The sequence below is a fragment of the Arthrobacter sp. NPDC057009 genome, from assembly GCF_042673905.1.
In the GTDB taxonomy this organism is placed as follows: domain Bacteria; phylum Actinomycetota; class Actinomycetes; order Actinomycetales; family Micrococcaceae; genus Arthrobacter.
The window spans coordinates 502,225-523,855 of record NZ_JBHUSB010000001.1; the positions used below are offsets into that span (position 1 = coordinate 502,225).

The 21,631-nt window shown below is 66.1% G+C and carries 23 protein-coding genes and 1 tRNA gene; 10 read left to right on the forward strand and 14 right to left on the reverse strand.

The annotated features are described in order from the left end of the window. The first annotated feature begins 91 nt into the window (after window positions 1-91). Window positions 92-601, forward strand: coding sequence for an Lrp/AsnC family transcriptional regulator (locus ACFTR6_RS02315; protein ID WP_076801434.1), 510 nt, complete (start codon window positions 92-94; stop codon window positions 599-601). 86 nt (window positions 602-687) lie between these two features. Here ACFTR6_RS02315 and ACFTR6_RS02320 read toward each other — a convergent pair whose 3' ends face one another. From ACFTR6_RS02320 to ACFTR6_RS02330, 3 genes are all read right to left on the reverse strand, one after another. After that, entirely contained in the window at window positions 688-924 is a 237-nt protein-coding gene (locus ACFTR6_RS02320; protein WP_377956724.1) for a 2-nitropropane dioxygenase, read from the reverse strand. Further along, a complete protein-coding gene (locus ACFTR6_RS02325) occupies window positions 921-1,655 on the reverse strand; it encodes an ArsR/SmtB family transcription factor (RefSeq protein ID WP_377956725.1) in 735 nt (244 codons plus the stop codon). Before ACFTR6_RS02325 ends, ACFTR6_RS02320 begins: the two co-directional genes overlap by 4 nt. Window positions 1,656-1,768: 113 nt before the next feature. Then, window positions 1,769-3,004, reverse strand: a complete 1,236-nt coding sequence (locus ACFTR6_RS02330) for an MFS transporter (RefSeq protein ID WP_377956726.1) — start codon at window positions 3,002-3,004, stop codon at window positions 1,769-1,771. Window positions 3,005-3,176: 172 nt separating this feature from the next. Between ACFTR6_RS02330 and ACFTR6_RS02335 the strand changes: the two genes are divergently transcribed. The 6 genes from ACFTR6_RS02335 to ACFTR6_RS02360 all read left to right on the forward strand — a co-directional run bounded on the left by ACFTR6_RS02335 (window position 3,177) and on the right by ACFTR6_RS02360 (window position 6,959). Further along, complete coding sequence (locus ACFTR6_RS02335; protein ID WP_377956727.1) at window positions 3,177-3,722, forward strand: Lrp/AsnC family transcriptional regulator; 546 nt, start codon at window positions 3,177-3,179, stop codon at window positions 3,720-3,722. 9 nt (window positions 3,723-3,731) lie between these two features. Next, window positions 3,732-4,157 (forward strand): DUF1761 domain-containing protein, encoded by a 426-nt coding sequence (locus ACFTR6_RS02340; RefSeq protein WP_377956728.1) that lies wholly within the window; start codon window positions 3,732-3,734, stop codon window positions 4,155-4,157. A 27-nt stretch (window positions 4,158-4,184) separates the two neighbouring features. After that, entirely contained in the window at window positions 4,185-5,180 is a 996-nt protein-coding gene (gene corA, locus ACFTR6_RS02345; protein ID WP_076801417.1) for a magnesium/cobalt transporter CorA, read from the forward strand. Beyond that, window positions 5,180-5,686 (forward strand): AFG1/ZapE family ATPase, encoded by a 507-nt coding sequence (gene zapE, locus ACFTR6_RS02350; RefSeq protein WP_377956729.1) that lies wholly within the window; start codon window positions 5,180-5,182, stop codon window positions 5,684-5,686. The genes corA and zapE overlap by 1 nt, the downstream gene beginning before the upstream one ends. 75 nt (window positions 5,687-5,761) lie before the next feature. Beyond that, the gene (locus tag ACFTR6_RS02355) at window positions 5,762-6,103 is read left to right on the forward strand and encodes a hypothetical protein (protein WP_076801412.1); all 342 of its coding nucleotides are present in this window, start codon (window positions 5,762-5,764) and stop codon (window positions 6,101-6,103) included. 454 nt (window positions 6,104-6,557) lie between these two features. Further along, window positions 6,558-6,959: an Hpt domain-containing protein gene (locus ACFTR6_RS02360; protein ID WP_377956731.1), complete on the forward strand. Its 402-nt coding sequence runs from the start codon at window positions 6,558-6,560 to the stop codon at window positions 6,957-6,959. Here the strand turns inward: ACFTR6_RS02360 and ACFTR6_RS02365 are convergent. The 8 genes from ACFTR6_RS02365 to galU form a co-directional block, all read right to left on the reverse strand. After that, complete coding sequence (locus ACFTR6_RS02365) at window positions 6,954-7,445, reverse strand: hypothetical protein (protein WP_377956732.1); 492 nt, start codon at window positions 7,443-7,445, stop codon at window positions 6,954-6,956. The genes ACFTR6_RS02360 and ACFTR6_RS02365 overlap by 6 nt on opposite strands. 51 nt (window positions 7,446-7,496) lie before the next feature. Further along, a complete protein-coding gene (locus ACFTR6_RS02370; RefSeq protein ID WP_377956733.1) occupies window positions 7,497-8,522 on the reverse strand; it encodes a DUF808 domain-containing protein in 1,026 nt (341 codons plus the stop codon). A 164-nt stretch (window positions 8,523-8,686) separates the two neighbouring features. Next, window positions 8,687-9,238: a hypothetical protein gene (locus tag ACFTR6_RS02375; RefSeq protein WP_377956734.1), complete on the reverse strand. Its 552-nt coding sequence runs from the start codon at window positions 9,236-9,238 to the stop codon at window positions 8,687-8,689. Between the two features lie 528 nt (window positions 9,239-9,766). Beyond that, window positions 9,767-9,839, reverse strand: a tRNA-Ala gene (locus tag ACFTR6_RS02380). A 44-nt stretch (window positions 9,840-9,883) separates the two neighbouring features. Continuing rightward, a complete protein-coding gene (locus ACFTR6_RS02385) occupies window positions 9,884-10,684 on the reverse strand; it encodes an SDR family oxidoreductase (RefSeq protein WP_377956735.1) in 801 nt (266 codons plus the stop codon). A gap of 33 nt (window positions 10,685-10,717) precedes the next feature. Then, a complete protein-coding gene (locus ACFTR6_RS02390; RefSeq protein ID WP_377956736.1) occupies window positions 10,718-11,695 on the reverse strand; it encodes a hypothetical protein in 978 nt (325 codons plus the stop codon). Window positions 11,696-11,821: 126 nt separating this feature from the next. Then, a complete protein-coding gene (locus ACFTR6_RS02395) occupies window positions 11,822-12,442 on the reverse strand; it encodes a GNAT family N-acetyltransferase (protein WP_076801398.1) in 621 nt (206 codons plus the stop codon). A gap of 6 nt (window positions 12,443-12,448) precedes the next feature. After that, on the reverse strand, window positions 12,449-13,354 hold the full coding sequence (galU, locus tag ACFTR6_RS02400) for a UTP--glucose-1-phosphate uridylyltransferase GalU (RefSeq protein WP_076801396.1): 906 nt from the start codon (window positions 13,352-13,354) through the stop codon (window positions 12,449-12,451). 86 nt (window positions 13,355-13,440) lie between these two features. Here galU and ACFTR6_RS02405 point away from each other — a divergent pair, with 86 nt between their 5' ends. From ACFTR6_RS02405 to cpaB, 3 genes are all read left to right on the forward strand, one after another. Beyond that, window positions 13,441-14,052 carry a 5-formyltetrahydrofolate cyclo-ligase gene (locus tag ACFTR6_RS02405; RefSeq protein WP_377956737.1) on the forward strand — a complete coding sequence of 204 codons (612 nt, stop codon included), beginning with the start codon at window positions 13,441-13,443 and terminating at the stop codon, window positions 14,050-14,052. A gap of 147 nt (window positions 14,053-14,199) precedes the next feature. Beyond that, a complete protein-coding gene (locus ACFTR6_RS02410; RefSeq protein WP_377956738.1) occupies window positions 14,200-14,481 on the forward strand; it encodes an FmdB family zinc ribbon protein in 282 nt (93 codons plus the stop codon). 311 nt (window positions 14,482-14,792) lie between these two features. Continuing rightward, entirely contained in the window at window positions 14,793-15,392 is a 600-nt protein-coding gene (gene cpaB / locus ACFTR6_RS02415; RefSeq protein WP_377956740.1) for a Flp pilus assembly protein CpaB, read from the forward strand. 57 nt (window positions 15,393-15,449) lie between these two features. Here cpaB and ACFTR6_RS02420 read toward each other — a convergent pair whose 3' ends face one another. The 3 genes from ACFTR6_RS02420 to guaA all read right to left on the reverse strand — a co-directional run bounded on the left by ACFTR6_RS02420 (window position 15,450) and on the right by guaA (window position 21,618). Next, on the reverse strand, window positions 15,450-15,722 hold the full coding sequence (locus ACFTR6_RS02420; protein WP_076801386.1) for a hypothetical protein: 273 nt from the start codon (window positions 15,720-15,722) through the stop codon (window positions 15,450-15,452). Beyond that, entirely contained in the window at window positions 15,719-19,870 is a 4,152-nt protein-coding gene (locus ACFTR6_RS02425) for an AAA family ATPase (protein WP_377956741.1), read from the reverse strand. The genes ACFTR6_RS02420 and ACFTR6_RS02425 overlap by 4 nt, the downstream gene beginning before the upstream one ends. Before the next feature lie 158 nt (window positions 19,871-20,028). Beyond that, window positions 20,029-21,618 carry a glutamine-hydrolyzing GMP synthase gene (guaA, locus tag ACFTR6_RS02430; RefSeq protein WP_377956742.1) on the reverse strand — a complete coding sequence of 530 codons (1,590 nt, stop codon included), beginning with the start codon at window positions 21,616-21,618 and terminating at the stop codon, window positions 20,029-20,031. Window positions 21,619-21,631: the final 13 nt, after the last annotated feature.

Genomic DNA, 21,631 nt, shown 5'->3' on the forward strand with positions numbered 1-21,631 from the left:
CCGGCAGATGTTCGAAAGCTGCCCCCGGCTGTGAACGTCTTGGCAACTTTTCGCACAGCTAAGATGAACGGAGGACACTTCAGGAGGATCCGTGAGCAGCAACGCGAAGAACATTCGCCCCGCGGCGGGCCATGAGCCCCTCGACGCCATCGACGAGCGACTGCTGGCCGCCCTCGTGGACGATGCGCGGATCTCCAACAAGCAGCTGGCCGAACTGGTGGGCATCGCCCCCTCCACCGCCCTCATGCGCACCCGCGCCCTCTCGGACCGGGGCATTATCCAGGGGTTTGAGGCGAAACTGAGCCTTTCCGCGATTGGCAGGTCGGTGCAGGCCCTCATCGCCGTCCGGCTCCGGGCCCATGACCGGGAACAGATCGACCGCTTCACGTCCCGGGTTCCCAAGCTGCCCGCCGTGCTGTCAACCTTCCACACGTCGGGCTCGGTGGACTATCTGCTGCACATCGCCGTGGCCACCACCGAGGACCTTCGGGACTGGGTCCTGGACAACCTGGCCACCGATCCCGTGGTGGGCCACACCGAAACGACCCTCGTGTTCGAACACATGCCCGGCAACCACGGGCCACTCCCCGACCAGGACTGACCGGGACGTTCAGCCCCGGACAACCGGCCTGCCGCTGGCTAAGGGCGGAGCTGGCTAAAGGCGGAGCTGCCTAACGGGCGGGCTGACTAGCGGCGGGAAAGCAGCAGGCCGGAGTGGGCTGCGCCGAGGACGTCGCCGCGGAGAAGGTTCAGTTCATCCCGGCGCCGCGCGGCGTCCCGCTGCTGCCGGACAGTTTCCTCCGGAACCGCCCGGCGCCGCTCGGCCCATTCCACCAGGCCGGCGCCGACGTGGACGGCCACGGCCTCCAGCAGGGATGCACGGCGGTAGCCGGGGACGGACTGGTTGACCGATAGAGCACTCATGGCTCTGTCCTCTCGGAACTCGTTGATTCGGGGCTCTTTGATTGTTTTGGGGTGGCGGATTCCGCCTGGGCGGTGTTCTGGGTCCGGCGCGGGCCGCCGCTGCCCGCTGACGCGGGGACGCCGAGGATGGGGAAGGCGTTGAAGTGGACCTGCACCGGCCGGGCACCCTCCTGCTCGCCCTCACCCCGGATCTCCTCCAGCAGCCGGTAGGAGTAGGCCTCCATTGCCCGCGTGTACGCGCCCAGTTGCTCCGCGTTCATCCGCACATTGGAGGTGCTCACTGTCGCGGCTTCCAGCCAGTCGCGGTCCAGGGTGTCCGCTCCGTGTGCCATGAAATCGGCAAGGACAGCCTGCCGCCGGTGCTCGAACTCACGATTGACCAGCCGGGATGCTTCCTGGGTGGCTGGAGAACTGGCAAGTTCAGGTGACGATACCTCGATCGCGCCGCGCGGCCGCTCCCACCACCGCTCCCGAGCGGTGCCTTTGCCCTCGACTTCCCGGACGAAGTCATGCTTGGCCAGCTGTCTCAGATGGTAGCTTGTGGAGCCGCTGGACTCGCCCAGCAGGTCCCCCAGGCTGCATGCCGTCTGGGCCCCATAGCGGGACAGCATTTCCAGGATCTGGACGCGCAGGGGGTGCGCCAGGGCCTTCAGTGAGGCGGGGTCCATTTTGCGGACGGGGAACGGCAGTTCCTGTCCGTCAGGGGCTTGGGTGGTCGGCTTGGTGGCCATACCGCAAGATTACGCTTGCAAAGATTTCTTTGCAATGGTTTTTTTGCAATCAGTTCTTTGCAATGGATCCTTTGCAACCGATCCTTTGCAACCACGTCGTTGCAACTGCGCTGTTACCGGCGCAAGCTGTGGCGGCAGGTGATCACAGCCAGCAACCCGGCCGCAGCGGCACAGGCAGTCACAAATCCGGCAACGGCCGCGTCGAGACCGTAGGCCGCCGTCGCCAGCCCAAGGCCGATTACCGGGACCGCGCTTCCCAGATAGGTGATCACGTACACCGTGCTGATGATCTGGGCATGGCGGGCTGCCTCAACTTTGCCCGCGACATCGTTGAAGACAGTCCGGAAGGCGACGCCCTGGCCGGCGCCTGCGGCCAGGCTGGCCGCAGCAAGCAGCCAGGGGTTCCCGGCAGCGGCTGCGACGGCGATGAGCGCGACCGCGCCGCCCAGCACGGCCAGCCCGGCCGGCAGGGCGAACCTGCTCCGGACCGCGACCAGTTGGCTCAAGGCGGATGCGCCCAGGGTGAGCCCGGCGAGGAGCCCGATCAGAGGCCGTGAGTCGGTGTCGAGGATATTTGCAAAGTAAGCCGGGGCGAGGGACAGGCAGAAGCCGAAAACGGCAAAGCTGAGGAAACCGACGGCGGCCGCCAGCCAGAAGGCCCCGCGGGCCTCCCTGGACACCGTGGGCCTGCGGGGCGCCAGTGCCTTCATCGGGCGGGGTCCGTCCGCGGGTTTGATGGCGGGGCGGGCGCGCAGCAGGTAGAGCGGGACCAGCAGGGCGGCCAGGACGAGCGAGTGGATGAGGTATGGCGTTGTGGTGGACCCGGGCAGGAGCGAAAGGATCCCTCCGATCGCGGGGCCTGCCGCCACTCCCCCGGCCGAGGCCAGCAGGGTGAAGCGGGATGCCCATTCCGGGCGTTCCGGCAGCAGCTCGCGCAGCGCGGCTGAGCTGGCGCCCGTGGCGAGGGCGACGGCAATGCCTTGCAGCGCCCGGCCGCCGCACAGCCCGGCCAGGCTGTCCGCGTTCGCAAAGACCAAACCGCCCGCAAGCCCCGTCAGCACGGCGAGGAGGAGGGCGGCGCGGCGGCCGATGTGGTCGGACCAGTGCCCGGCGAGCATGAGTGTGGCCACGAGCGCCAGGACGTAGGCTGCGAATGCCACGGTAATGCCCAGCGAACCGATGCCCAGCCGCACCTGCAGCAGCGGATACAGCGGGGTCGCCAGGTTCGCGCCCACCAGGAGCGTGAAAATGACGACGCCGGCCATGGCCAGCCGTGAGGTGGTGGATGCATCCCAGCCCCAGCGGGTGGCCGTAGCCGGACGCATTCGAAGTTCGCTAAAGACGGTCATGCCCGTACCCTGCCTGCGTGTCCCGGGAACCGGCCCCTTATGAGGGCTGTTCCCGGGAAGTGAATCTTGGTACCTAAAGAATGCGGCAGGAGTGCCTGCAAGGGCGTCATTCTGTGTGAAAATTGAGCAAAACCATCAATCTCTAGCCGGATTCATGAACCGGAGTGACGTTTTGAACACATTGGACCCCACGGATCTGAAGATCCTGCTCGAACTGATCCGCGACCCCCGTGTGCAGATTGGCGAACTCAGCGAAAAACTCGGTATCGCGCGGAACACGGCCCAGTCGAGGGTGCGCCGGATGCTGCGTTCGGGCATCCTCCATGATGGCGGCCGTGAGATCGACCTTGAGTCGGTCGGGTACGACGTCGTCGCCTTCGTGACCATCGAAGTTACCCACCGGGAGCTCGACGGCGTGATCGCCGCTTTGCGGCTAATCCCCCAGGTCCTAGAGGTCCACGAGATCTCCGGCAGGGGCGACGTCTGGTGCCGGGTGGTGGCGACAGACACGCACAATCTCCAGGGCGCGCTGCGTTCGATCCTGCGGATCAAAGGCGTCATCCGGACCGAGACCGTGCTGGCCCTCCACACGCACATCCCCTACCGGACCGAGCCGCTGATCAGCCGCCTCGTTCAGGCAAGCACTGTCCAGTCGAGCACTGTTCAGCCGCCAGCTGCTCAGCCGTCAACCGCTCAGGCGACCCGCCAGCCGGAATAGGATTCGAGGATGGATTGGCTCTCTTACGTCTTTCAGATCAACTGGCTTGCGGTGTTCCTCGCCTTTGCTGCGAGCATGGCCATCGGTTTCGTCTGGTACCTGCCCGGCGTGCTCGGCAGGCGCTGGATGGAAGCCGTGGGCAAGACTGAAGAGGACCTCAGGAGCTCTGAGGGCGGCGCCGGAATCTGGCTTCCCATGATGGCGGCCGCTGCCCTGACGGCCATCCTCCTGGCAGTGCTGATCAGCAAGCTCGGGCTCGGCAATGCGCTGGCCGGCGGATGGTTTGCTTTTGTCCTGGCACTGGTGTTCCGGGTAGGGGGCCATGTCATCCATAACGGCTTCGCCGGGCGTCCTGCCGCAGTGACGCTCATCGATTCCGGCCATGATGTCCTAGCGGTGACGGCCGCCGGGGCCATTATCGGCGCCATGTCCTGACTCAACAGACGGAAAGACCTGCAGACTGTGACCATCATCGATAACGCCGTCTACGTCGACGGGATCCGCACGGCGGAGCCCGAAAACCTGGAACAGACGTTTGAAACGCTCGAGAGCCATGGCGGCATGGCCTGGATCGGCCTGTACCGCCCCTCAAAAGCGGAGATGGACGCCGTCGCCGAAGAGTTTGGCCTGCACGAACTGGCCGTTGAAGACGCTGTATCGGCCCACCAGCGGCCCAAGCTGGAGCGCTACGGAGGCAACCTTTTCACCGTTCTCCGGCCCGCCCGGTACCGCGATGACACCGAAACCGTGGAATTCGGGGAGCTCCATGTTTTCATTGGCAAGAACTTCGTGGTGACTGTGCGGCACGCGGAGATGTCCGGCGTCGGGCAGGTACGGCGCCGGCTGGAGTCCCGGCCGGATCTCCTCCGCCACGGCCCGCCGGCGGTGCTGTACGGGCTGCTGGACCAGGTGGTGGACGACTACGCGCCGGTGGTCGCCGGGCTGGAAAATGACATCGACGAAATCGAGGACCAGCTGTTCTCCGGCGATTCGGCGGTATCCCGCCGCATCTATGAACTTGCCCGTGAAGTCATCCAGTTCCAGCGGGCCATCCATCCGTTGCCGGGCATGATGCAGCAGCTGAACGAGGGATTTGATGACTTCGCCGCCGACGCCGAACTGCAGCACAATCTCCGCGACGTGGAGGACCACGTGGAGCGGGCAATTTCACGGGCCGACTCCTTCCGGGACCTCCTGCAGAATGCACTGACACTGGACGGCACACTCACGGCCAACCGGCAGAACGAGGCCAGCGCCCAGCAGAACGAGCAAGTGAAGAAGATTTCCTCCTGGGCGGCCATCTTCTTCGCCCCGTCGTTTGTCGCCGGCGTGTACGGCATGAACTTTGACCATATGCCGGAGCTGCACTGGGCCTACGGCTATCCGATGTCAATACTCCTGATGGCCGCCACGGCTGCCCTCATGTATCTCATCTTCAAGCGGAAGGGCTGGCTCTAGTGGCCGGTTTTCATCAGGGCCTTGTCCTCATTCCCGGTACCGAAAGGCAGCTGGGCGCCTGCGGGCTGTTCAGGCCCTCCCCGTCCCAGCGGGATGTCTTGGCCCTGCACTCCGGCCCGTTGGCAGCCATGGGCACCGATCCGGACATGCTGTGGGCCGGCTTTGCCGAGCTATGCGGCCCAACCCGCTCGACGGCGGACTATCTGCTGCTCGCGGACAGGTTCCCCGCCTGGGTAGTGGACGGCATCCCTTCACCGTCTGCAGGGTCCGCCGCCAAGGCGGCTGACTGGCAACGCTTCCTGGACCTGCTGGACGTCCTCCGCGAACGGGACATCACCCCGTTCCTCATCGTAACGGGGCCCCCCGGCAGCCATACGGGAGAGACGCGGGACGGCGTTCCTGAAGAACTGGCCGCCGTCCTGCCGCTCATCGGAGAGCGGCTCTCCATGCTCCGCCGGATCGAATCGGACGAACAGTTGGCGGATGAGCAGTCCGCAGGCTGCTAGCAATAGCCGTAACCCGGCCGTCCTTACCCGTTTGCGTCTGCTTACAATCAATTGACATCAACTACTGAGGGAAACATGAAGAAACTCACCACCGCCCTGCTCGCCGCCGGCTTCGTCCTCTCCGCTTCCGCCTGCGCTTCGCCGCAGCTCACCACAGAGCAGACCTGCGACCGGATCAGGACCGTTGTCTCGAACCCGGCGAACTCCGTGGGCAAGACCGGCATGACCCGTCTGGCCAACCAGATCCGTCCCATCGAGGCAGTGTCCTCGGACGATCTCCGGCCGGCGCTGCAGGCCATCCTGGAATACACGGACGAATCCGCCAAGGAAACCCCGGACGAGGCGAAGCTCACCGACCTCAAGGCCGGCTACGAGCAGGCGGGCAGCACCTACAGCAGGTTCTGCGGCGGCCAGTAGCCCGCATCTTTCCCACGTTCGGCGGCCACGGGCAGGACAACCTTCCTGCCGGTGGCCGCCTTTCGCGTCCCTGGAACAGGACCGCCTGGTCCAAGCTTGGGGAAACCTTGGAACTGCTGCCTCCAATCCCTCAGGCGGGGGTAAAAACCGAACGCTGACTCTCAGGTAGCTCCGGCGTTTTCCAACGTGCCGGCCACAGACTGTTCCTGTCCCTGAAGTAGAAGGTAGCCGCGAACCATCGCTTCAGAATGCCGGGCCCGGAACGCATTCCCCCCATGTACACCGGGCCCGGCGGACAATCACTTCAGCTTTACCGGGGCATGGACGAGCCGCCGAAAAGCTAACCAACTCTTGATCCGAACTTGCGAAGACGGTGTCGGGTTCTTGAGCTGTGTCCCCGACCATCTTCGTTAAGAATTACAAAACGGCGTGGACAACTGGATGAGGTGGCTGCATGGCGGAGGACCCGGACACGGGCCAGGAGCTTCCGGTACTGGACGACGATGCGCTGCAGGACCTCAAGGATGAAGCCGGAGAGGCTGTCGCGCTGCAGTTCATGGAGGAGTATCTCGTGATGCTTCCCGTGCGGGCGGCCAAGATTTTCAAGGGTCTCATCCGCGGCGATATCGAGACCACACTGGAAGCGATCATCAGCCTGAAGGTCAGCTCCGGGATGGCCGGGGCGCGGCGGCTTGAGTTCTACTGCGGGAGCCTCGAGAGCGCGCTGAAGCACGGCCACACACCGGACATGGCGGCGGTGAAGGCGGTGCTGTTCGCCAACATCCGGCTGGTTGTCCGTGAAGCATCCCGGCGCGGCCACCTGCCGCCGAAGTCCCACGGTCCTTCCGGCTCATGAGCTGCCGAGCTTCACCGAGTACGGGAAGTAGTCCAGGGTCATGTGGATGCGGGGATCTGGGTGCTCCAGGAACCATTCGTAGGCGTGGTCGTCTCCCGCTTCCCACCAGGGCTTCGGAAGGCCTCTGAGCTTCCGCGCTTTCCTTCCCCGCCACTCCTCGCTGATATTGAAGAACCCCTGCATGACGGCAAAGCCGAACAGTGCGGCGAAGAACAGGAAGACCAGTGCCATAGCCGGAAAGGGACTGAACAGGACCCATACTCCACAAACCAGCCCGATCAGTGACGCTGCAGCAGCCAGGACAGTGGTGAAGATGCTGAAGTAGAAGGAGCGGATCAGGTTGTAATCCCCGCCGCCGGAGCTGGCCCCGATTCCCCATTCTTCCTTCGTGTACGCATAGATGGCTTTACCCGCCATGGAGTACCCGTAGTAGTAGGGGCGGTTCAGCACCCGCTGCAGGTGCTCGTCGTACTTCTTCTCCCCCATGGCGTCTACCCTATAGGCCATCACGCCACGGCGAGCTTCCCTGTCAGCCAGCTAGGAGGCTGGTCCGGGGTCTGGGTTCTTGGGGCTATGGCCGGCGGCTGCAGCACGGACGTCACCTTCTGCGTGCCCGCCCTTCTTCTTGCCGAACGGCAGCACTTTCAGCAGCGGGCCAACAACGGCCATGACGACAAGGCCCCAGGCGAGGCCGATGACGGCAGAGCACAAGGTGTTGACGAGCCAGGCAAGGAAGCCGCCCACCACGGCGAGCTCGGCGAAAGGATGTTCGAGGGCGTGGACTATGTCATACGGTCCGTGCCAGCCGAGGTCGTAGGCTCCCTGCAGCATGATGTGGCCGCCGACCCAAAGCATGGCGATTGTGCCGACGAAGGTGATCGCGGCCAGTACCGAGGGCATTCCCTTGACGAGCATCTCACCGATGCGCCGGGAGCTCGCGGATTGCTTGGCAGCGAGGTGCATGCCGACGTCGTCCATCTTGACGATCAGTGCGACGGCGCCGTAGACGGCGACCGTGATGACGAAGGCCACGAGGACCAGGATGAGCGCCCGGGCCCACAACGATTCGGCGGCGACCTCGTTCATCGAGATGACCATGATCTCGCAGGACAGGATGAAGTCGGTGGTGATGGCGCCCTTGATGACCCTGGACTCCGCCTCCGGTCCCCTCTCCACCGCCGGCTCATCTTCGTCCGCGGCATGGTGGCCACGGAGCTTGTGCCAGACCTTCTCGGCCCCCTCATAGCAGAGGTACGTGCCGCCCAACATGAGGATAAACGGAATGGCCCAAGGGATGAAGGCGCTCACGGCCAGCAGAGCCGGCAGGATGATCAGCAGCTTGTTCCGGAGCGAGCCCCAGAAGATGCGCTTGATCATCGGCAACTCACGGGACGGGTCAGCCCCGGAGACGTACTGCGGGGTGACTGCGGCGTCGTCGATCACCACGCCGGCGGCCTTTGCACTAGCCTTCGCGGCGCCGGCCGCGACGTCGTCCACCGAGGCAGCCGCAATGCGGGCCAGGGCTGCGACGTCGTCGAGCAGGGCGACGAGACCGCCGCTCACAGGTCGCTCCCGCGCTGCACGAGCTCGGGCTGCTGGGCATGGAGGCCTCGGTTGAGGGGCGTGATTGGCATGCTCCGATTATAAGGTTACGAACAGTCCGTCTGCTGAGGGCGGCGTGTCTCAGATGAAGCACCCACGTCCACTCCTTCTGTTGTCCTGGGTGCCTAGACCGGCCGCAGATCGCGGATGTTGTCCTGCAGATAGCGCGCAACCCACTCCTGAAGCTGAGGGGTACTCCATGTCGGTGTGGCGACAAGAAGGATCTCGCGGTCCTCGCGGATAACCCTGGTGATGCCGTCTTCCTGTTTCAGGGCTTTGAGCATGCGGCCCACCACCCGGTTGTGCTCAAAGACGATGTCTTCCCGCAATGACACCTCAAGCTCACGGCCGCGGAGTGCGTCATCGCCCAGGTCTTCGACCTCCACGAGCGGCTCGTCCTCGGCCATCTCCTCATCATCCGGCTGGTCGCCGCGGTTCAGCTGCTCGATGAGACCGCGTGCGTACACGGCCATGGCGTCATCCGGGGACTCACGGAAGCCGGTGAGGTTGCCGTGGGCGCGGGCCCTCGGCAAATCGGGGAGGAAGTGGTGGTCCTCCCCCGTGCCGCTGACCAGGACAGGGTGCTTGTTGAGGTGGTAGCGCTTGATGCGGTGGTGCGCGATCTCCCACCGCGCCCCTGGTGCGCGGTGCTGCACGACGTCGCCCAGGTAGGACACCAGTCCGTCCAGCAGGAACAGCGATTCCAGCGAGAGTTTCCCTACTTTCTCGAAGCCGTACCGAGCCCCACGAGGGCCACTGCACCCGCGGCACACTGGTGGTGTCTGTGGCGGCGGGATCGTCTGCGCGGGTGAGGTGGGCCAGGATCCACCGCCAGAGGGGAACCAGGCTCTCGACGGAGCCATCAAGGAGGGCGTCCGGGTCCTGCCCGTCAGCCGCCAGGGATCCCCGCAGCCGCTCCAGCGCCGGCACGCGCTCCTCCAAATACTCCTGGAATGCGGCCTCGGACTGCTTCTTGGTCATATTGATGTAGTTCAAGTAGTCAGCCATCAAATCGCTCCATCAGTCCCCCAGCCGCGGTTTTGTCTTCTCCTATCCAAACATGCGCAGACTTTGCCGATTGGCCGCCACAGCCGTCCAACACGGCACCGGCGAAATCCTCACAGAGTTCACCTTCATCTCCGCGCGCGGCTACCAGCCGAAAAAACAAAGCACCCCCGGTCCGAGGACCGGGGGTGTCACATTTGTGGAGTTAAGGGGATTTGAACCCCTGACCTCTTCGATGCGAACGAAGCGCTCTACCAACTGAGCTATAACCCCGTGGCGCCGTTTCCCGAAGGAACTCCAGCGCCGGTTTCCCTAGGCTACAAATTTTCTTGCCGGTTTGCCAACCACGCCTCAAATGTCGTGTCTCCGTAACGTTGCCCGGGCGCCAGGTTTTTTCCTTCACGCAGAAACCTGCCCGTGGAGCCAGGCAGCGGCAGGTTTGTCACGAGGCCCCTGCCGCCGGTTATCCGCTTCCAGGTGCTTGCCAGGGATCCCATGTCCAGCACTTCCGGCCCGCCGATTGTCTGCGAGGCGTGCGCATCGCCGGACGGCGGTTGCAGTGCGGCTTCCAGAAGCGCCGACGCCACATCGGCAGGGGCGATGGTCTGGAACCGGGCACCCTTGATCACCGGCACCAGGCCAACGCGGGAACCCGCGGCGAAAATGCCTGCCAGCAGGCTGTGGAACTGCGTGGTCCGCACCGTCCGGGTTTCGAGCGGCGATCTTGCGTACACGCGCTCCTTGTCCGCTTTGGACCGGTAATACGCGAGAGTGCTCTGGTCACAGTTGGCGATGGAGAGCTGTACCGCCCGGGCCACGCCGGCGGCCGCGGCTTCGCCCAGTAGCACCGCCCCGCCAGCCGCATAGTTCCTGAGCGCCTTGCCGGTCCGCGCTTCAAGGCAATCGATCACGACGTCGGCACCCGCCAGCGCCTCTGCCACCCCTTCACCGGTGGTGACGTCCGCGCGAAAGTAAGCGGCGCCGTCGTAATAGCCCCGGGCTCCCGGAAGCGGCGGGTTCCGGCTCAGCACGGCGACGGCGTGTCCCCGGTCCAGTGCCTGGCGCACCACTGCCCGGCCGACCTGGCCGGTGCCGCCGGCAATGCAGACGCGGACCATTACCGTGGCGCCCCACACGGTACCGGGCGCTGGCTACGCGCGGCGGCGCTGCAGGACGTCATCGAGGTTGCTCAGCGCGCTTTGGGCTTTGGTCAGCGGTTTGGCGGGCGCGGCATTCGGCGATGCCACGGGAGGTGCAGCAGCCGGCCCCTGCTTGAGCGAAGGCTTGCCCACGGACTTCGGAGCCTCGGGCAGCGCCAGCGGCTCGGGTGCCGGACGCTCCGCCTTGGCCGCTTCAACGTACGTCGGTTTGGGAATCTCCACTGGCTCCCAGCTGGACTCAGATGGGGCCTCGGGGCCCTGCACCGGGGCTGCGGCGCTTTCGTCGCCCGCGGCAATCGCCACCGCGAGTGCAGCCTCGCGGAGTTCGGCTGCGGTCAGGGGCTTCGGCTTCAGTGCTTCCGCCTCGGCATCGAAAAGCGCACTTTCCCGGGGCTTCACGGGTTCCGGAGCGGGCGCTGCCTCCTCGCGGCGCTCGGCGGCGGGCTCCCGGCTGGCAGGAGAAGCCATGGCGGCCTTAAACGCGGCGCTGACTTTCCTGCGGCGGTCGCGAACCGCGAGACGCCGCAAAACCACGACGGCGGCAACACCAGTCAGGAACGCCGCGCCAGGAACCCAAGGGTTGCCGAGCCCGAAGAGCCGCAGGACTCCGGCCACAACCGCCGTGAGGAACGACAGCAGCCCGACGAACGCGATGGCCGTCCGCCCGTAACGGATCCGAAAGGCACCGGTCCCTTTCGCGGCAGCCCTGCTGCCGGACGGAGCCGGGGTGGGGCCCGTTGCTGGTTCGCTGCTCTTCCTGGTGTCCATGCGTTTCTCCTGCTGGGCGGCCATATATACAACCGTCCCGGCTTGCGGGTTTGCAGTTTCGGCGTCGACGCCCTCCAGCGTCAGGTCACCGGCAACCTGGAACTGGTGCCGGCCGTTGCGGAGCACGTAGGGGGCAACCCAAACGATCCAGAGCGCGACAGCAGCCACAAGGATGACTGAGCTGCTAAGGGGGAAGTCCACACACAAAACCGTATGAGGAATGTTGGGGCTGGTGTGGCATTCATCTCGGTGTGTCGCGACCGAGGTTCGAATCAGTGGAATTATGTGGACAACCCCGCCCTGACCAGCGGCTCTGCCGTTCGGCGCTCAGGCAGGCCTGACCCGCAGCCAGCGGCTGAGGAGGCCTTCGGGAATCTCCTCTGACGTCAGTGCGAAGGAGCGGTGGTCCGCCCATTCGCCGTTGATGTGCAGGAAGCGCGGACGGTAGCCCTCGTCCCTGAATCCGAGCTTTTCCACGACGCGAAGACTCGGACCGTTTTCCGGACGGATGTTGATTTCCATCCTGTGCAGGCCAAGGGTCCGGAAGCAGTGGTCGGTTGCCATCGCCACCGCGGTGGGGGCAATCCCGTGGCCGGCCCGGGCCTGGTCGACCCAGTAGCCGAGAGTCGCCATCATCGCGGATCCCCACACTATGGAGGAGACGGTGAGCTGCCCCACAATGACCGGGTCACGGTATCCGGGTGTCCACTCCGCGATCACGAAGGGCAGCGCCGTGGCCTGGGCCGCCTGTGTGTTCAGGGACTTGACCATCTGCCGGTAATCGGGCAGCGCCCCGCCCGGGATGGGGTTGGATGCTTCCCAGGGCGCCAGCCAGTCGCTGTTGCGCGAACGGACCTCAGTCCATTCCTTCCGGTCGCGGTACCTGATGGGGCGCAGGACGATATCCCCGCATTCCAAAGTGACCGGCCAGATGTGGCTGACCCTCATGAGGGCTTACTCGGACAAACGGGCGGCGACTCGCGGAAGCCAGTCACGCAGACCTGGTCCGAGGTCATCGCTGTCGATGGCGAGCTCCACGCAGGCCTTGAGGTAGCTGAGCTTGTCCCCCGTGTCGTAGCGGCGCCCGCGGAAGACCACGCCGTATACGCCGCCGCCTTCACCGTCCCTGCTGGCGAGCTCCTGCAGCGCGTCCGTCAGCTGGATCTCGCCGCCGCGGCCCGGTTCGGTCTTCTCCAGGACATCGAAAACGTCGGGGTGGAGCACGTAGCGGCCAATGACCGCCAGGTTCGAGGGCGCCTCGTCGACGTCCGGCTTCTCCACCAGCTTGTTGATCTGGACAAAGCCCTCGCCGTCAATTTCGGAGATGTCCGCGCAGCCATAGGCGCTGATCTGGGACGGCTCCACCTCGATGAGGGCCACCACGGAACCGCCGGTCTTGGCCTGCACTTCGATCATGGTGCTGAGGAGTTCGTCGCGGGCGTCGATGAGGTCGTCGCCGAGGAGAACGGCGAACGGCTCGTAGCCGACGTGCTGGCGTGCACGCAGCACCGCGTGGCCAAGGCCCTTGGGGTCACCCTGGCGGACATAGTGGATGTCGCCGAGGTTGCTCGCGGCCTGGATCGATTCCAGCTTGGCGGTGTCGCCCTTGGCCTCCAGCGTCGCTTCCAGGGCCGGGACGCGGTCGAAGTGGTCCTCAAGCGCGCGCTTGTTGCGTCCCGTAATCATCAGGACGTCGCTCAGGCCGACTTTGACGGCTTCTTCAACGACGTACTGGATGGCCGGCTTGTCAACTACCGGCAGCATCTCCTTGGGCATGGCCTTGGTGGCCGGCAGGAACCTGGTGCCGAGTCCCGCTGCGGGGATCACGGCCTTGCGGACTGAACAATTGGTGGAAGTCACTGGTCTAATCTATCCGAGGGAACATTCATACGGTAAATGCTTCCGGCAGGAGCACGGCCGCCTGCCCCGCGACAAAGGGAGACATCATGCCCACAGGCACCACCCAGTCGAAGGACGGGATCCGTGCGCGTCACCGGCAGATCCGGGCCACGCTGACAGCAACGGACCTCGCAAACGCCGGCGATGGCATCGCCTCCCACGGCCTGCCCTGGGCCGAGGCCATCGCCGCGGGCAAGCCGGCCACGTTCACCGCCTACCTCGGCGTCGATTTCGAACCGCCAACCCTCCCCCTGCTGCACGCGCTGCATGAGGCTGGCCACAGCATCCTGCTCCCGGTGTGCGAACCGGACCGGGAGCTCAGCTGGGTCTTCTGGACTCCGGACAGCGAGTTCATCCGCAGCAGGTATGCGCCCATCCAGGAACCGGCCGGCGAGCGCCACGGCCTGGACACTGTACGGACTGCGGCCGGGATGTTCATGCCGGCGACGGCAGTGGACCGCAGCGGCAACAGGATCGGCCAGGGCGGCGGCTACTACGACAAGTTTCTGGCTGCTGCCAACGCCGGCGGCCTGCACCTGCCCAAGGCCGCCATCATCTACGACTCCGAACTCCTGCCCGCACAGACCATCCCTGCTGAGGACTTCGACCGTCCCGTCGAGGCAGTGCTCATGCCCTCCGGGCTGGTAGCCTTCGCGTGACCTCGCCTGGGCGGGGTGCTAGAATTGGCACTCAGGCCCTGCGACTGCTAATGGAGACATTTCCGCCGAGGTGATCCGACAAGGAGAATCCGGGAAGTGACGCCAGGCAGCACGGGACCTGTCGTTTGTCCAAGAGGAGGATCTACAGTGCCCACGTATGCCTATGCCTGCAAGGATTGCAGCCATGCCTTCGACATCGTGCAGTCTTTCACCGACAGCACTCTGACGTCCTGCCCCGAATGCCAGGGCACGCTCCGCAAGAAGTTCAACAGCGTGGGCGTGGTCTTCAAGGGCTCCGGCTTCTACCGGACTGATTCGCGCGATTCCAAGGGAAGCACCGTCTCGGCCTCCCCCGCTGCATCAGCGCCGGCCACCGCAGCTGCGCCTGCTGCCTCATCCGCTGCCCCGGCAGCAGCAGCCGCAAGCTAGGCAGGTTCGTGCGGCGCCTGCCGCCTTCGAACCGCAGCCGCCTTAAACTTCAGGAGTCCGGCCGGGTAGACCCGGCCGGACTCCTTGTTTTTCCACGGACGGCTTTTCCACATACGGCTGTCCGGACCTGCCGCGGCCCAGCGGATGGCCAGTAGCGTGGCGGCATGCCAGCTACCGGAATTTTCCCCGCAAGGGCAACCCGTCCGGCCGTTCGCCGAGGGCGCCGCAACCCCTTGCCCGGCCCGGCGGTCCGCCACCGCCCGCGCGGACAGCGGTTTTCGGGATGGCTGAACCGTAACCGGCGCCTTGCCGTGGCGCTCCTCCTGTGCGCAGCGGCGGGGATCGCCGTTCACCAACTGACGCCCGCCCCTGCCCTGACCGTAAGCGTCCTGGCCGCTGCCCGTGATCTTCCGGCCGGCGCGAACCTGAGCGGCAGTGACCTCAAACCCGTGAGCGTGCCGCCGGCCCTGGTGCCGGACGGGACCTTCGCACACAACCCCGGAGTGACCGGCAAGCAGCTGGCCGCGCCGCTTCGCAAGGGCCAGCTCCTGACCGATGCGCAGCTGGTGGGGCCGGGTTTGCTGACCGGCGCGCCGCCCGGATCTGCCGCCGTTCCGCTGCGAATGGCGGATCCCTCCTCCATCCAGCTGGTTTCCCCGGGGCAGCTCGTGAACGTGGTCCTGACCAGCGGCAACGGCTACGAGCAGGCATCAGCTTCAAAGGTGCTCGCCCGGTCGGTGCCCGTCCTGTGGACCTCCGGCCAGGAAAGCCAGGGCAGCCAGTGGCTTGCTGCCGGCGATTCCGACGGGCTGCTGGTTGTGGCTGCCACACCGGACCAGGCCGGCGCCCTGGCGGGTGCGTCAACCCAGGGGAAGCTGTTTTTCGTGCTCGTCGGATCCAATGCACGCTGACCCGGCTCCACGCCCTCGTCGTCAGCCCCAGTGCGCCGACCGACCCCGGCGTTCCAATCAACCCCAGTGCGGGGGTTTCTGCTCCTTCAGCCACGCGTCGTGGTCGTTGTCGGATTCAGAGTCGCCCCAGGTACGCGCATCATCCTCGGCCGCTTTCTTCGGAACCACCCCGTCGCCCTGCTGGTGCTTCAGGGGTTTCACCGGCCTTACCCTGGCAGGCTTCTCGTCTGGGCTGTTTTCCTCCGGGCTTTTCTCCTCCCGGGCGGCAGGCTTCTCCCCTGTGGGCGGAGCAGGCACGTCGTTCGGATTCACCGCATCGTCGGATGTCATCGCAGGTCCTCTTTCCGCTCGCCGACCTGCTGGACCTTGGCGGCAGCCTCATTCTCGGCATCGTCTTTGCCGGCAGCCTCATTTCGGGCACCGTCCATGTCGGCCGAGCCGGTGCCGGCATCTTCCCGGTCAGCGGCCCCATGCTCTGCTGAAGCAGCGTCAGCCGCGCCAGCATTGGCGTGGTGTGCATCGGCGCGGTGGACGTCACCCGCCGCACGATCAGCGGCGATCCCGTCCGCCTCCTCCACAAACCGGTCGTCCTGGCCGATGCCGTACCGGTCATCCTGTCCAGGTTGAGGTTCGGGTTCGGGCTCGAAGTCGTCAACGGCAAGGGTGCTGACGTCGTCATCCAGGAAAAAGCCCGGCGTCCCGAAGGAACGCAGCGGAGGGGCGGGCTTCTCCAGTCCGAGGTACCCGCCGATCCTGTCAGCGCAGGCCGAGGGATCGGTAAAGACCTCGATGGTCCACAGCGGCATGTACCGCCAGCCGAGCCGCTCCAGCAGCTGGGGGCGCAGCCGGCTCCGTTCCCGGACGGTCATCTGCCGGTACTGCTCGGTGCCGTCGGATTCGATGGCCACCGGGCGCGGGATGTCGGCGTCGTCCTGACCCATGGTGCTCAGCGGGTCGGCGGCGGCCACCACATCGATGGCGCCGTCGTACTGGTGCCAGACGCGGGCACCGCGGGCGCGCAGCCGGTCACCGAGATCGGCAACCAGCGGATCTGCCCCCAGTGCCTGTTCACTGGCCGCTGCCCTGGACGCGGGGGTTCCCAGGTTGGTGTTGCCGGCAATCTCCCGGTCCAGAAGTTCGTAGAGGTCGACGGCGCCATGGGCCAGCCGGGTCCGGTCCAGGTCCTCCGGCTTGAAGCAGGTCAGGACGTGCAGCGACTGCCGCGCCCTGGTCATGGCCAGGGCAAACTTGGCCCGGCCGCCCTCGGCGGACAGCGGACCGAAGCTGTGCAGGGCCCGGCCGTGCGGCGTCCGCCCGTAGCCCGGCGAGAAGATCACGCGGTCGCGGACCAGCCCCTGGGCGCGTTCCAGGTCAACAACCCTGAAGGATTCCTCTCCTGCCGTGAAGAATCCGGAGAGCGAGGGATGGTTTGGCAGCTGCAGCCGGATGGACTCGCCGATGCGTGCCGCGTGCCGGAGGCTGGCGGTCACCACCGCCAGCGAGGTCCGGGGCCGGAGCCGCGCGTGTTCGAACACGAGGTCAACCACGCGGTTCACCTCGGCCACCACCGATTCGACGCCCTCATGGTCTGCGCTGGGCAGGCCGGTGCCGTCGGGCAGGTACTCCACCGTCAGTGCACGGTCCAGCCCCGTGGCCGACTGGCCCTCGGGCAGCCGGCGGAGGCCGCCGTCGTAAAAGTTCTTGCTCAGCTGCAGCACCATGTCCTCGTCCACCGCACGGTAGACCGAGCGCAGCGGCGCCGTCGGCAGCACCGCCGAAAGTGCGGTAAAGGCGCTTTCGACGCTCTGGTGCGACTGCTCACCGGCCGCGAGCCGCTCGACGGCCACCGTGAAGGTGCGGGGACTGGCGATCTTGTCGTCACCGAAGGCGATCACCTGCCGGGCACGGGCGACGGCGGGGAGCACGGCCTGCAGCGACGTCGCCTCGGCGTCGAGGATCACCACGGCGTCGAACTTCTGCTCGGCGGGGAGGAGCCCGGTCATGAGGTAGGGGCTGACCGACCAGACAGGCACCAGCATGGGAACCAGCGCGGGGGCCTGCGCCGTCAGCGCGGCCAGCGTGACCCGTCCGTCCTTGAGCAGGCTTCGGAGCAGGTCCGCCTGGCGGGAATGCTCCTCGATGCCTGCGCGCCAGCGCTCGGCCAGCTTCCACCGCATCCGGCCTGCGCCGCTGGCGATGTGGGCGTTGTCCGCGAGGCGGTACTCGGCCTCAAGCTGGCGCAGCGCATCGCCGTCGGACATCGCCAGATAGTCGTCCCCGCTGATCATCGCCTCTAGCGCCGACTGCCACCAGGCCAGGTCCAGTTCCGCGGCGACGGACTCTGCCCCGACCTCGCGTTCCGCGAGGTCTGCCAGCAGTTCCCCCAGCCCATGCTCGCGCATGTTCTCGATGAGCAGGGTGCGTTCGGGCAGGGTCTGCAGCGTCTGGGTGTCCGCGACCAGCAGTTCCAGGCGCTCCATAAGCTCCGGGTACGGAATGGTCTCGAGCGAACCGCCCGCCGCCGTATGCCGCAGCGCCTCGCCCAGCATCTTCATCTCGCGGGTAAGACCCCGGTGCATGATGCTGATTTCGGCGAGGCCTGACGGCACGGCCGGGTGCCGCTGCGTGGTGGCGTACCCGGCCCACTGGGCACGCTGTTCCTGCACCAGCACCAGCGAGCTGTGAAGGTCAGAAATGTGCACCCCCGGGCGGACATACTCCTTGGCCACCCGGCGCAGGCGGGAGCGCTGCATGGAGGCCATGTCGATGCCGCGTTCCCGGCGCCAGGAGGACGACGCCGTCGCGGAAATCAGGTCAGTCACGGGCCGGTCAAAAATGTCCGGCGTGAACTTGTCCAGGCTTTCGCGGACAGCAACCAGGAGCTTGAGCTGGGAGCCCCATTCGGCGAAGGTGGCACCCAGCCGGATTTCGGCGTGGCTGGACACGTCCTTCATCCGTTCCTGCAGCAGCGGCAGCTTCTTCGCCACTGAACGCGCCAGCTCCTGGGCTTCCTCGGTTTCCTTGCGGGTCACCAGGCGTGCACCATGCCAGGGGCTGGTGGTCGATGCCCTGCTGAACGCCCCCAGTTCGGCCGCCCGCTTCAGCCGGCCCGCCAGCTCCTCGCGGTCCCGGATGTTATCCAGGACGCTGCGCTTCAGGCGGACGGTGGTGGCGGGTGCGGGCTGGATGGAGGTCAGCTCAGCGAGCGACTGCATGGCCTGGTACGGCGAGCAGCCCCACCGCTGCCGCACGTTGTGCAGCGAGGCCACATGGTCCAGAAGGGCGTGGCGGTGCTCGGTGAGGGTCTTGTGCAGGCTGCCGAGCTGCGGCTCCTGGGCCTTCTCGTTGCGCACGATGGCGCGCACCAGCTGGCCCTTGAGCTGCTGCGGCGTTGCGTTTCCGGTCAGCTGGAAAAGGATGGACTCCAGGCCCAGGTTTTCGAGGCGCCCGGCCACTTCGTTCAGGCTGGCACGCCGGTCCCCCACCACCAGGACGGTCTTGCCTTCATCCACCAGCGCACCAATCGTGTTGATGGCAGTCTGCGTCTGGCCGGTGCCCGGCGGGCTACTCACCACCAGCGAGTCCCCCGCACGGACCGCGTCGATCACGTACTGCTGGTCGGCGTCGGCATCGAGGAGGAGCAGCTCCTCCCCCGGGTCCCGCTCGTCCACGCTGGGAAAGCGCCCCGGCTGGAGCTCCGGCACGTCGATGACTTCGCCGGACGCGGCCTTGGCCAGGGATGACACCAGCGCGTTCTGCCCGTTGATCCAGGGATCGTCGAGGTTCCCGGAAAGGTCCGCGAAGGTCGAGACGAGCAGGTTGTGCTCCACGTCGGCGCCGTGGATCGGCTTGACCAGGGTGCTGATCCGGTCCAGCACGGGAAGGGGGTCGAACCGCGCGGTGCTGTATGCCATCCGGGTTACGGCGTTGACGTCGAACACGATCCCGTGGATGGTCTTCAGGTGACGGATCAGGGCCGGATTGATGTGCGCCTGCTCCGTGAGCTGCAGTTCGTAGTCGTCTTCCCCGGGGCGGATGGTGAGCGACATGGCGGTCAGCATCACCGGTGCCGAGACGCGCTGCGGCTTGCCTCCGACGGCGGAGGTCCACACCACGGTGCCGGCGGAGAAGTACCCGGCCTCGATGCCGCGGTCATTGGCCAGTTCGAAGATCTTGGAGCGCAGGTTCCGGCAGGCGCGCGCCGCCACTACGTACTGCTGCTGGTCACGGATCAGCGTCGAGAGCCGGGTGCGGCGCCCTGCCATGAGCTGCGCCAGGCCGGAAGGATGCGCATGCGTAAGGTCGATGGAACCCTCGGGCGTCTTGGTGAAGCGCAGCATGGTGTCTGCCCCGGTAACGGGCTTGAGCCCGGACAGCCACTTCCGGAGCTCCTCCGAACCCTCGGAGTCGAGCTGACCTACTGACACTACTGCCTTCTTTTCTGCGCTTGCACGTGACGCCTTGGACCATACGGGCATAGCTTCGAGCGTAGCCGGAAACCCGCCGCGGTTGAGAGACCGCAACACTGGGCGGCCCAAGTTGCGGCGCATTTCGCACATGCGGCCGCCGGGAAAGCGCAGCCGCCGGGATGCAAAAATGGCCGGCCTCCCCGCGGAGGCCGGCCATTTTTACAACGCTATTCCCACTCGATGGTTCCCGGCGGTTTGCTGGTGACGTCGAGCACCACCCGGTTGACGCCGTCGACCTCGTTGGTGATCCGGTTGGAGATCCGGGCCAGCAGGTCGTAGGGAAGCCGTGACCAGTCCGCGGTCATGGCGTCCTCGGAGGAGACGGGGCGCAGCACGATCGGGTGGCCGTAGGTGCGGCCATCGCCCTGGACGCCGACGCTGCGGACGTCCGCGAGAAGCACCACCGGCATTTGCCAGACGTCGTTGTCGAGTCCGGCGGCGGTCAGCTCGGCACGGGCGATCGCGTCGGCCTTGCGGAGCAGGTCCAGGCGCTCCTTGGTGACTTCGCCGACGATCCGGATTCCCAGGCCGGGGCCAGGGAACGGCTGGCGGCCGACGATTTCCTGGGGCAGGCCGAGCTTGGCGCCCACGGCGCGCACCTCGTCCTTGAACAGGGCACGAAGCGGCTCGACGAGCTCGAACTGCAGGTCCTCAGGCAGCCCGCCCACATTGTGGTGGCTCTTGATGTTTGCTGCACCCTCGCCGCCGCCGGATTCGACGACGTCCGGGTACAGGGTGCCCTGCACGAGGAACTTGATCTTTTCGCCGTGCGCTGCGGCGTCGGCGATGATGGCGCGCTCGGCCTCTTCGAAGGCGCGGATGAATTCGCGGCCGATGATCTTGCGCTTGGTCTCGGGGTCACTGACGCCTGCCAGCGCGGACTGGAACCGCTCCTGCTCGTTGGCCACGTAGAGGTTCACGCCGGTGGCGGCAACGAAGTCGCGCTCCACCTGCTCGGCCTCGCCTTCGCGCAGCAGCCCGTGGTCGACGAAGACACAGATCAGCTGGTCGCCCACGGCGCGCTGGACAAGGGCGGCGGCAACGGCCGAATCCACGCCGCCGGAGAGGCCGCAGATGACCCGGGCATCGCCGACCTGCTGGCGGATGCGCTCCACCTGCTCCTCGAGGATGTCACCCGTGGTCCAGTTCTGTTCCAGCTTGGCGCCCTTGAACAGGAAGTTCTCCAGCACCTGCTGGCCGTAGGCCGAGTGCTTCACCTCGGGGTGCCACTGCACGCCGTACAGGCACTTCTCCTCGTTGGCGAAGGCGGCCACCTCGGCACCTGCCGTGGTGGCCAGCACCTCGAAGCCCTCGGGTGCCGCGTGGACGGAGTCGCCGTGGCTCATCCAGGTGTTCTGGTGCTGCGGCATTCCCTCCAGGATGGAACGGTCGTCACCGAGAATGGTGGTCTGGGTGGAGCCGTACTCCCGCAGGCCGGTCTTGTCTACCTTGCCGCCAAGGGCGTTCGCCATGGCCTGGAAGCCGTAGCAGATACCGAAGACCGGGACACCGGCCTCGAAAAGGTCGGCGCCGACGCTCGGAGCACCGTCGGCGTAAACGCTGGCGGGGCCGCCGGAGAGGATGATGGCGGCAGGGTTCTTGGCCAGGAGCTGCTCAGTGCTGTAGGTATGCGGAACCACTTCCGAATACACATTCGCTTCCCGGACGCGGCGGGCAATTAGCTGCGCGTACTGGGCACCGTAGTCAACTACCAGCACCGGCTTCTGGGAAGTTTGGGATGCAGTGGGAGTAGTCACCGTACTAGCCTAC

What these genes read in the sequence shown, in the direction of transcription:
- ACFTR6_RS02320 (WP_377956724.1), bottom strand. Translation starts at nt 924, where the DNA reads ATGAGTGCTCTATCGGTCAACCAGTCCGTCCCCGGCTACCGCCGTGCA.
- ACFTR6_RS02325 (WP_377956725.1), bottom strand. Translation starts at nt 1,655, where the DNA reads ATGGCCACCAAGCCGACCACCCAAGCCCCTGACGGACAGGAACTGCCG.
- ACFTR6_RS02330 (WP_377956726.1), bottom strand. Translation starts at nt 3,004, where the DNA reads ATGACCGTCTTTAGCGAACTTCGAATGCGTCCGGCTACGGCCACCCGC.
- ACFTR6_RS02340 (WP_377956728.1), top strand. Translation starts at nt 3,732, where the DNA reads ATGGATTGGCTCTCTTACGTCTTTCAGATCAACTGGCTTGCGGTGTTC.
- ACFTR6_RS02355 (WP_076801412.1), top strand. Translation starts at nt 5,762, where the DNA reads ATGAAGAAACTCACCACCGCCCTGCTCGCCGCCGGCTTCGTCCTCTCC.
- ACFTR6_RS02360 (WP_377956731.1), top strand. Translation starts at nt 6,558, where the DNA reads ATGGCGGAGGACCCGGACACGGGCCAGGAGCTTCCGGTACTGGACGAC.
- ACFTR6_RS02365 (WP_377956732.1), bottom strand. Translation starts at nt 7,445, where the DNA reads ATGGGGGAGAAGAAGTACGACGAGCACCTGCAGCGGGTGCTGAACCGC.
- ACFTR6_RS02385 (WP_377956735.1), bottom strand. Translation starts at nt 10,684, where the DNA reads ATGGTCCGCGTCTGCATTGCCGGCGGCACCGGCCAGGTCGGCCGGGCA.
- ACFTR6_RS02395 (WP_076801398.1), bottom strand. Translation starts at nt 12,442, where the DNA reads ATGAGGGTCAGCCACATCTGGCCGGTCACTTTGGAATGCGGGGATATC.
- ACFTR6_RS02405 (WP_377956737.1), top strand. Translation starts at nt 13,441, where the DNA reads ATGCCCACAGGCACCACCCAGTCGAAGGACGGGATCCGTGCGCGTCAC.
- ACFTR6_RS02420 (WP_076801386.1), bottom strand. Translation starts at nt 15,722, where the DNA reads ATGACATCCGACGATGCGGTGAATCCGAACGACGTGCCTGCTCCGCCC.
- ACFTR6_RS02425 (WP_377956741.1), bottom strand. Translation starts at nt 19,870, where the DNA reads ATGCCCGTATGGTCCAAGGCGTCACGTGCAAGCGCAGAAAAGAAGGCA.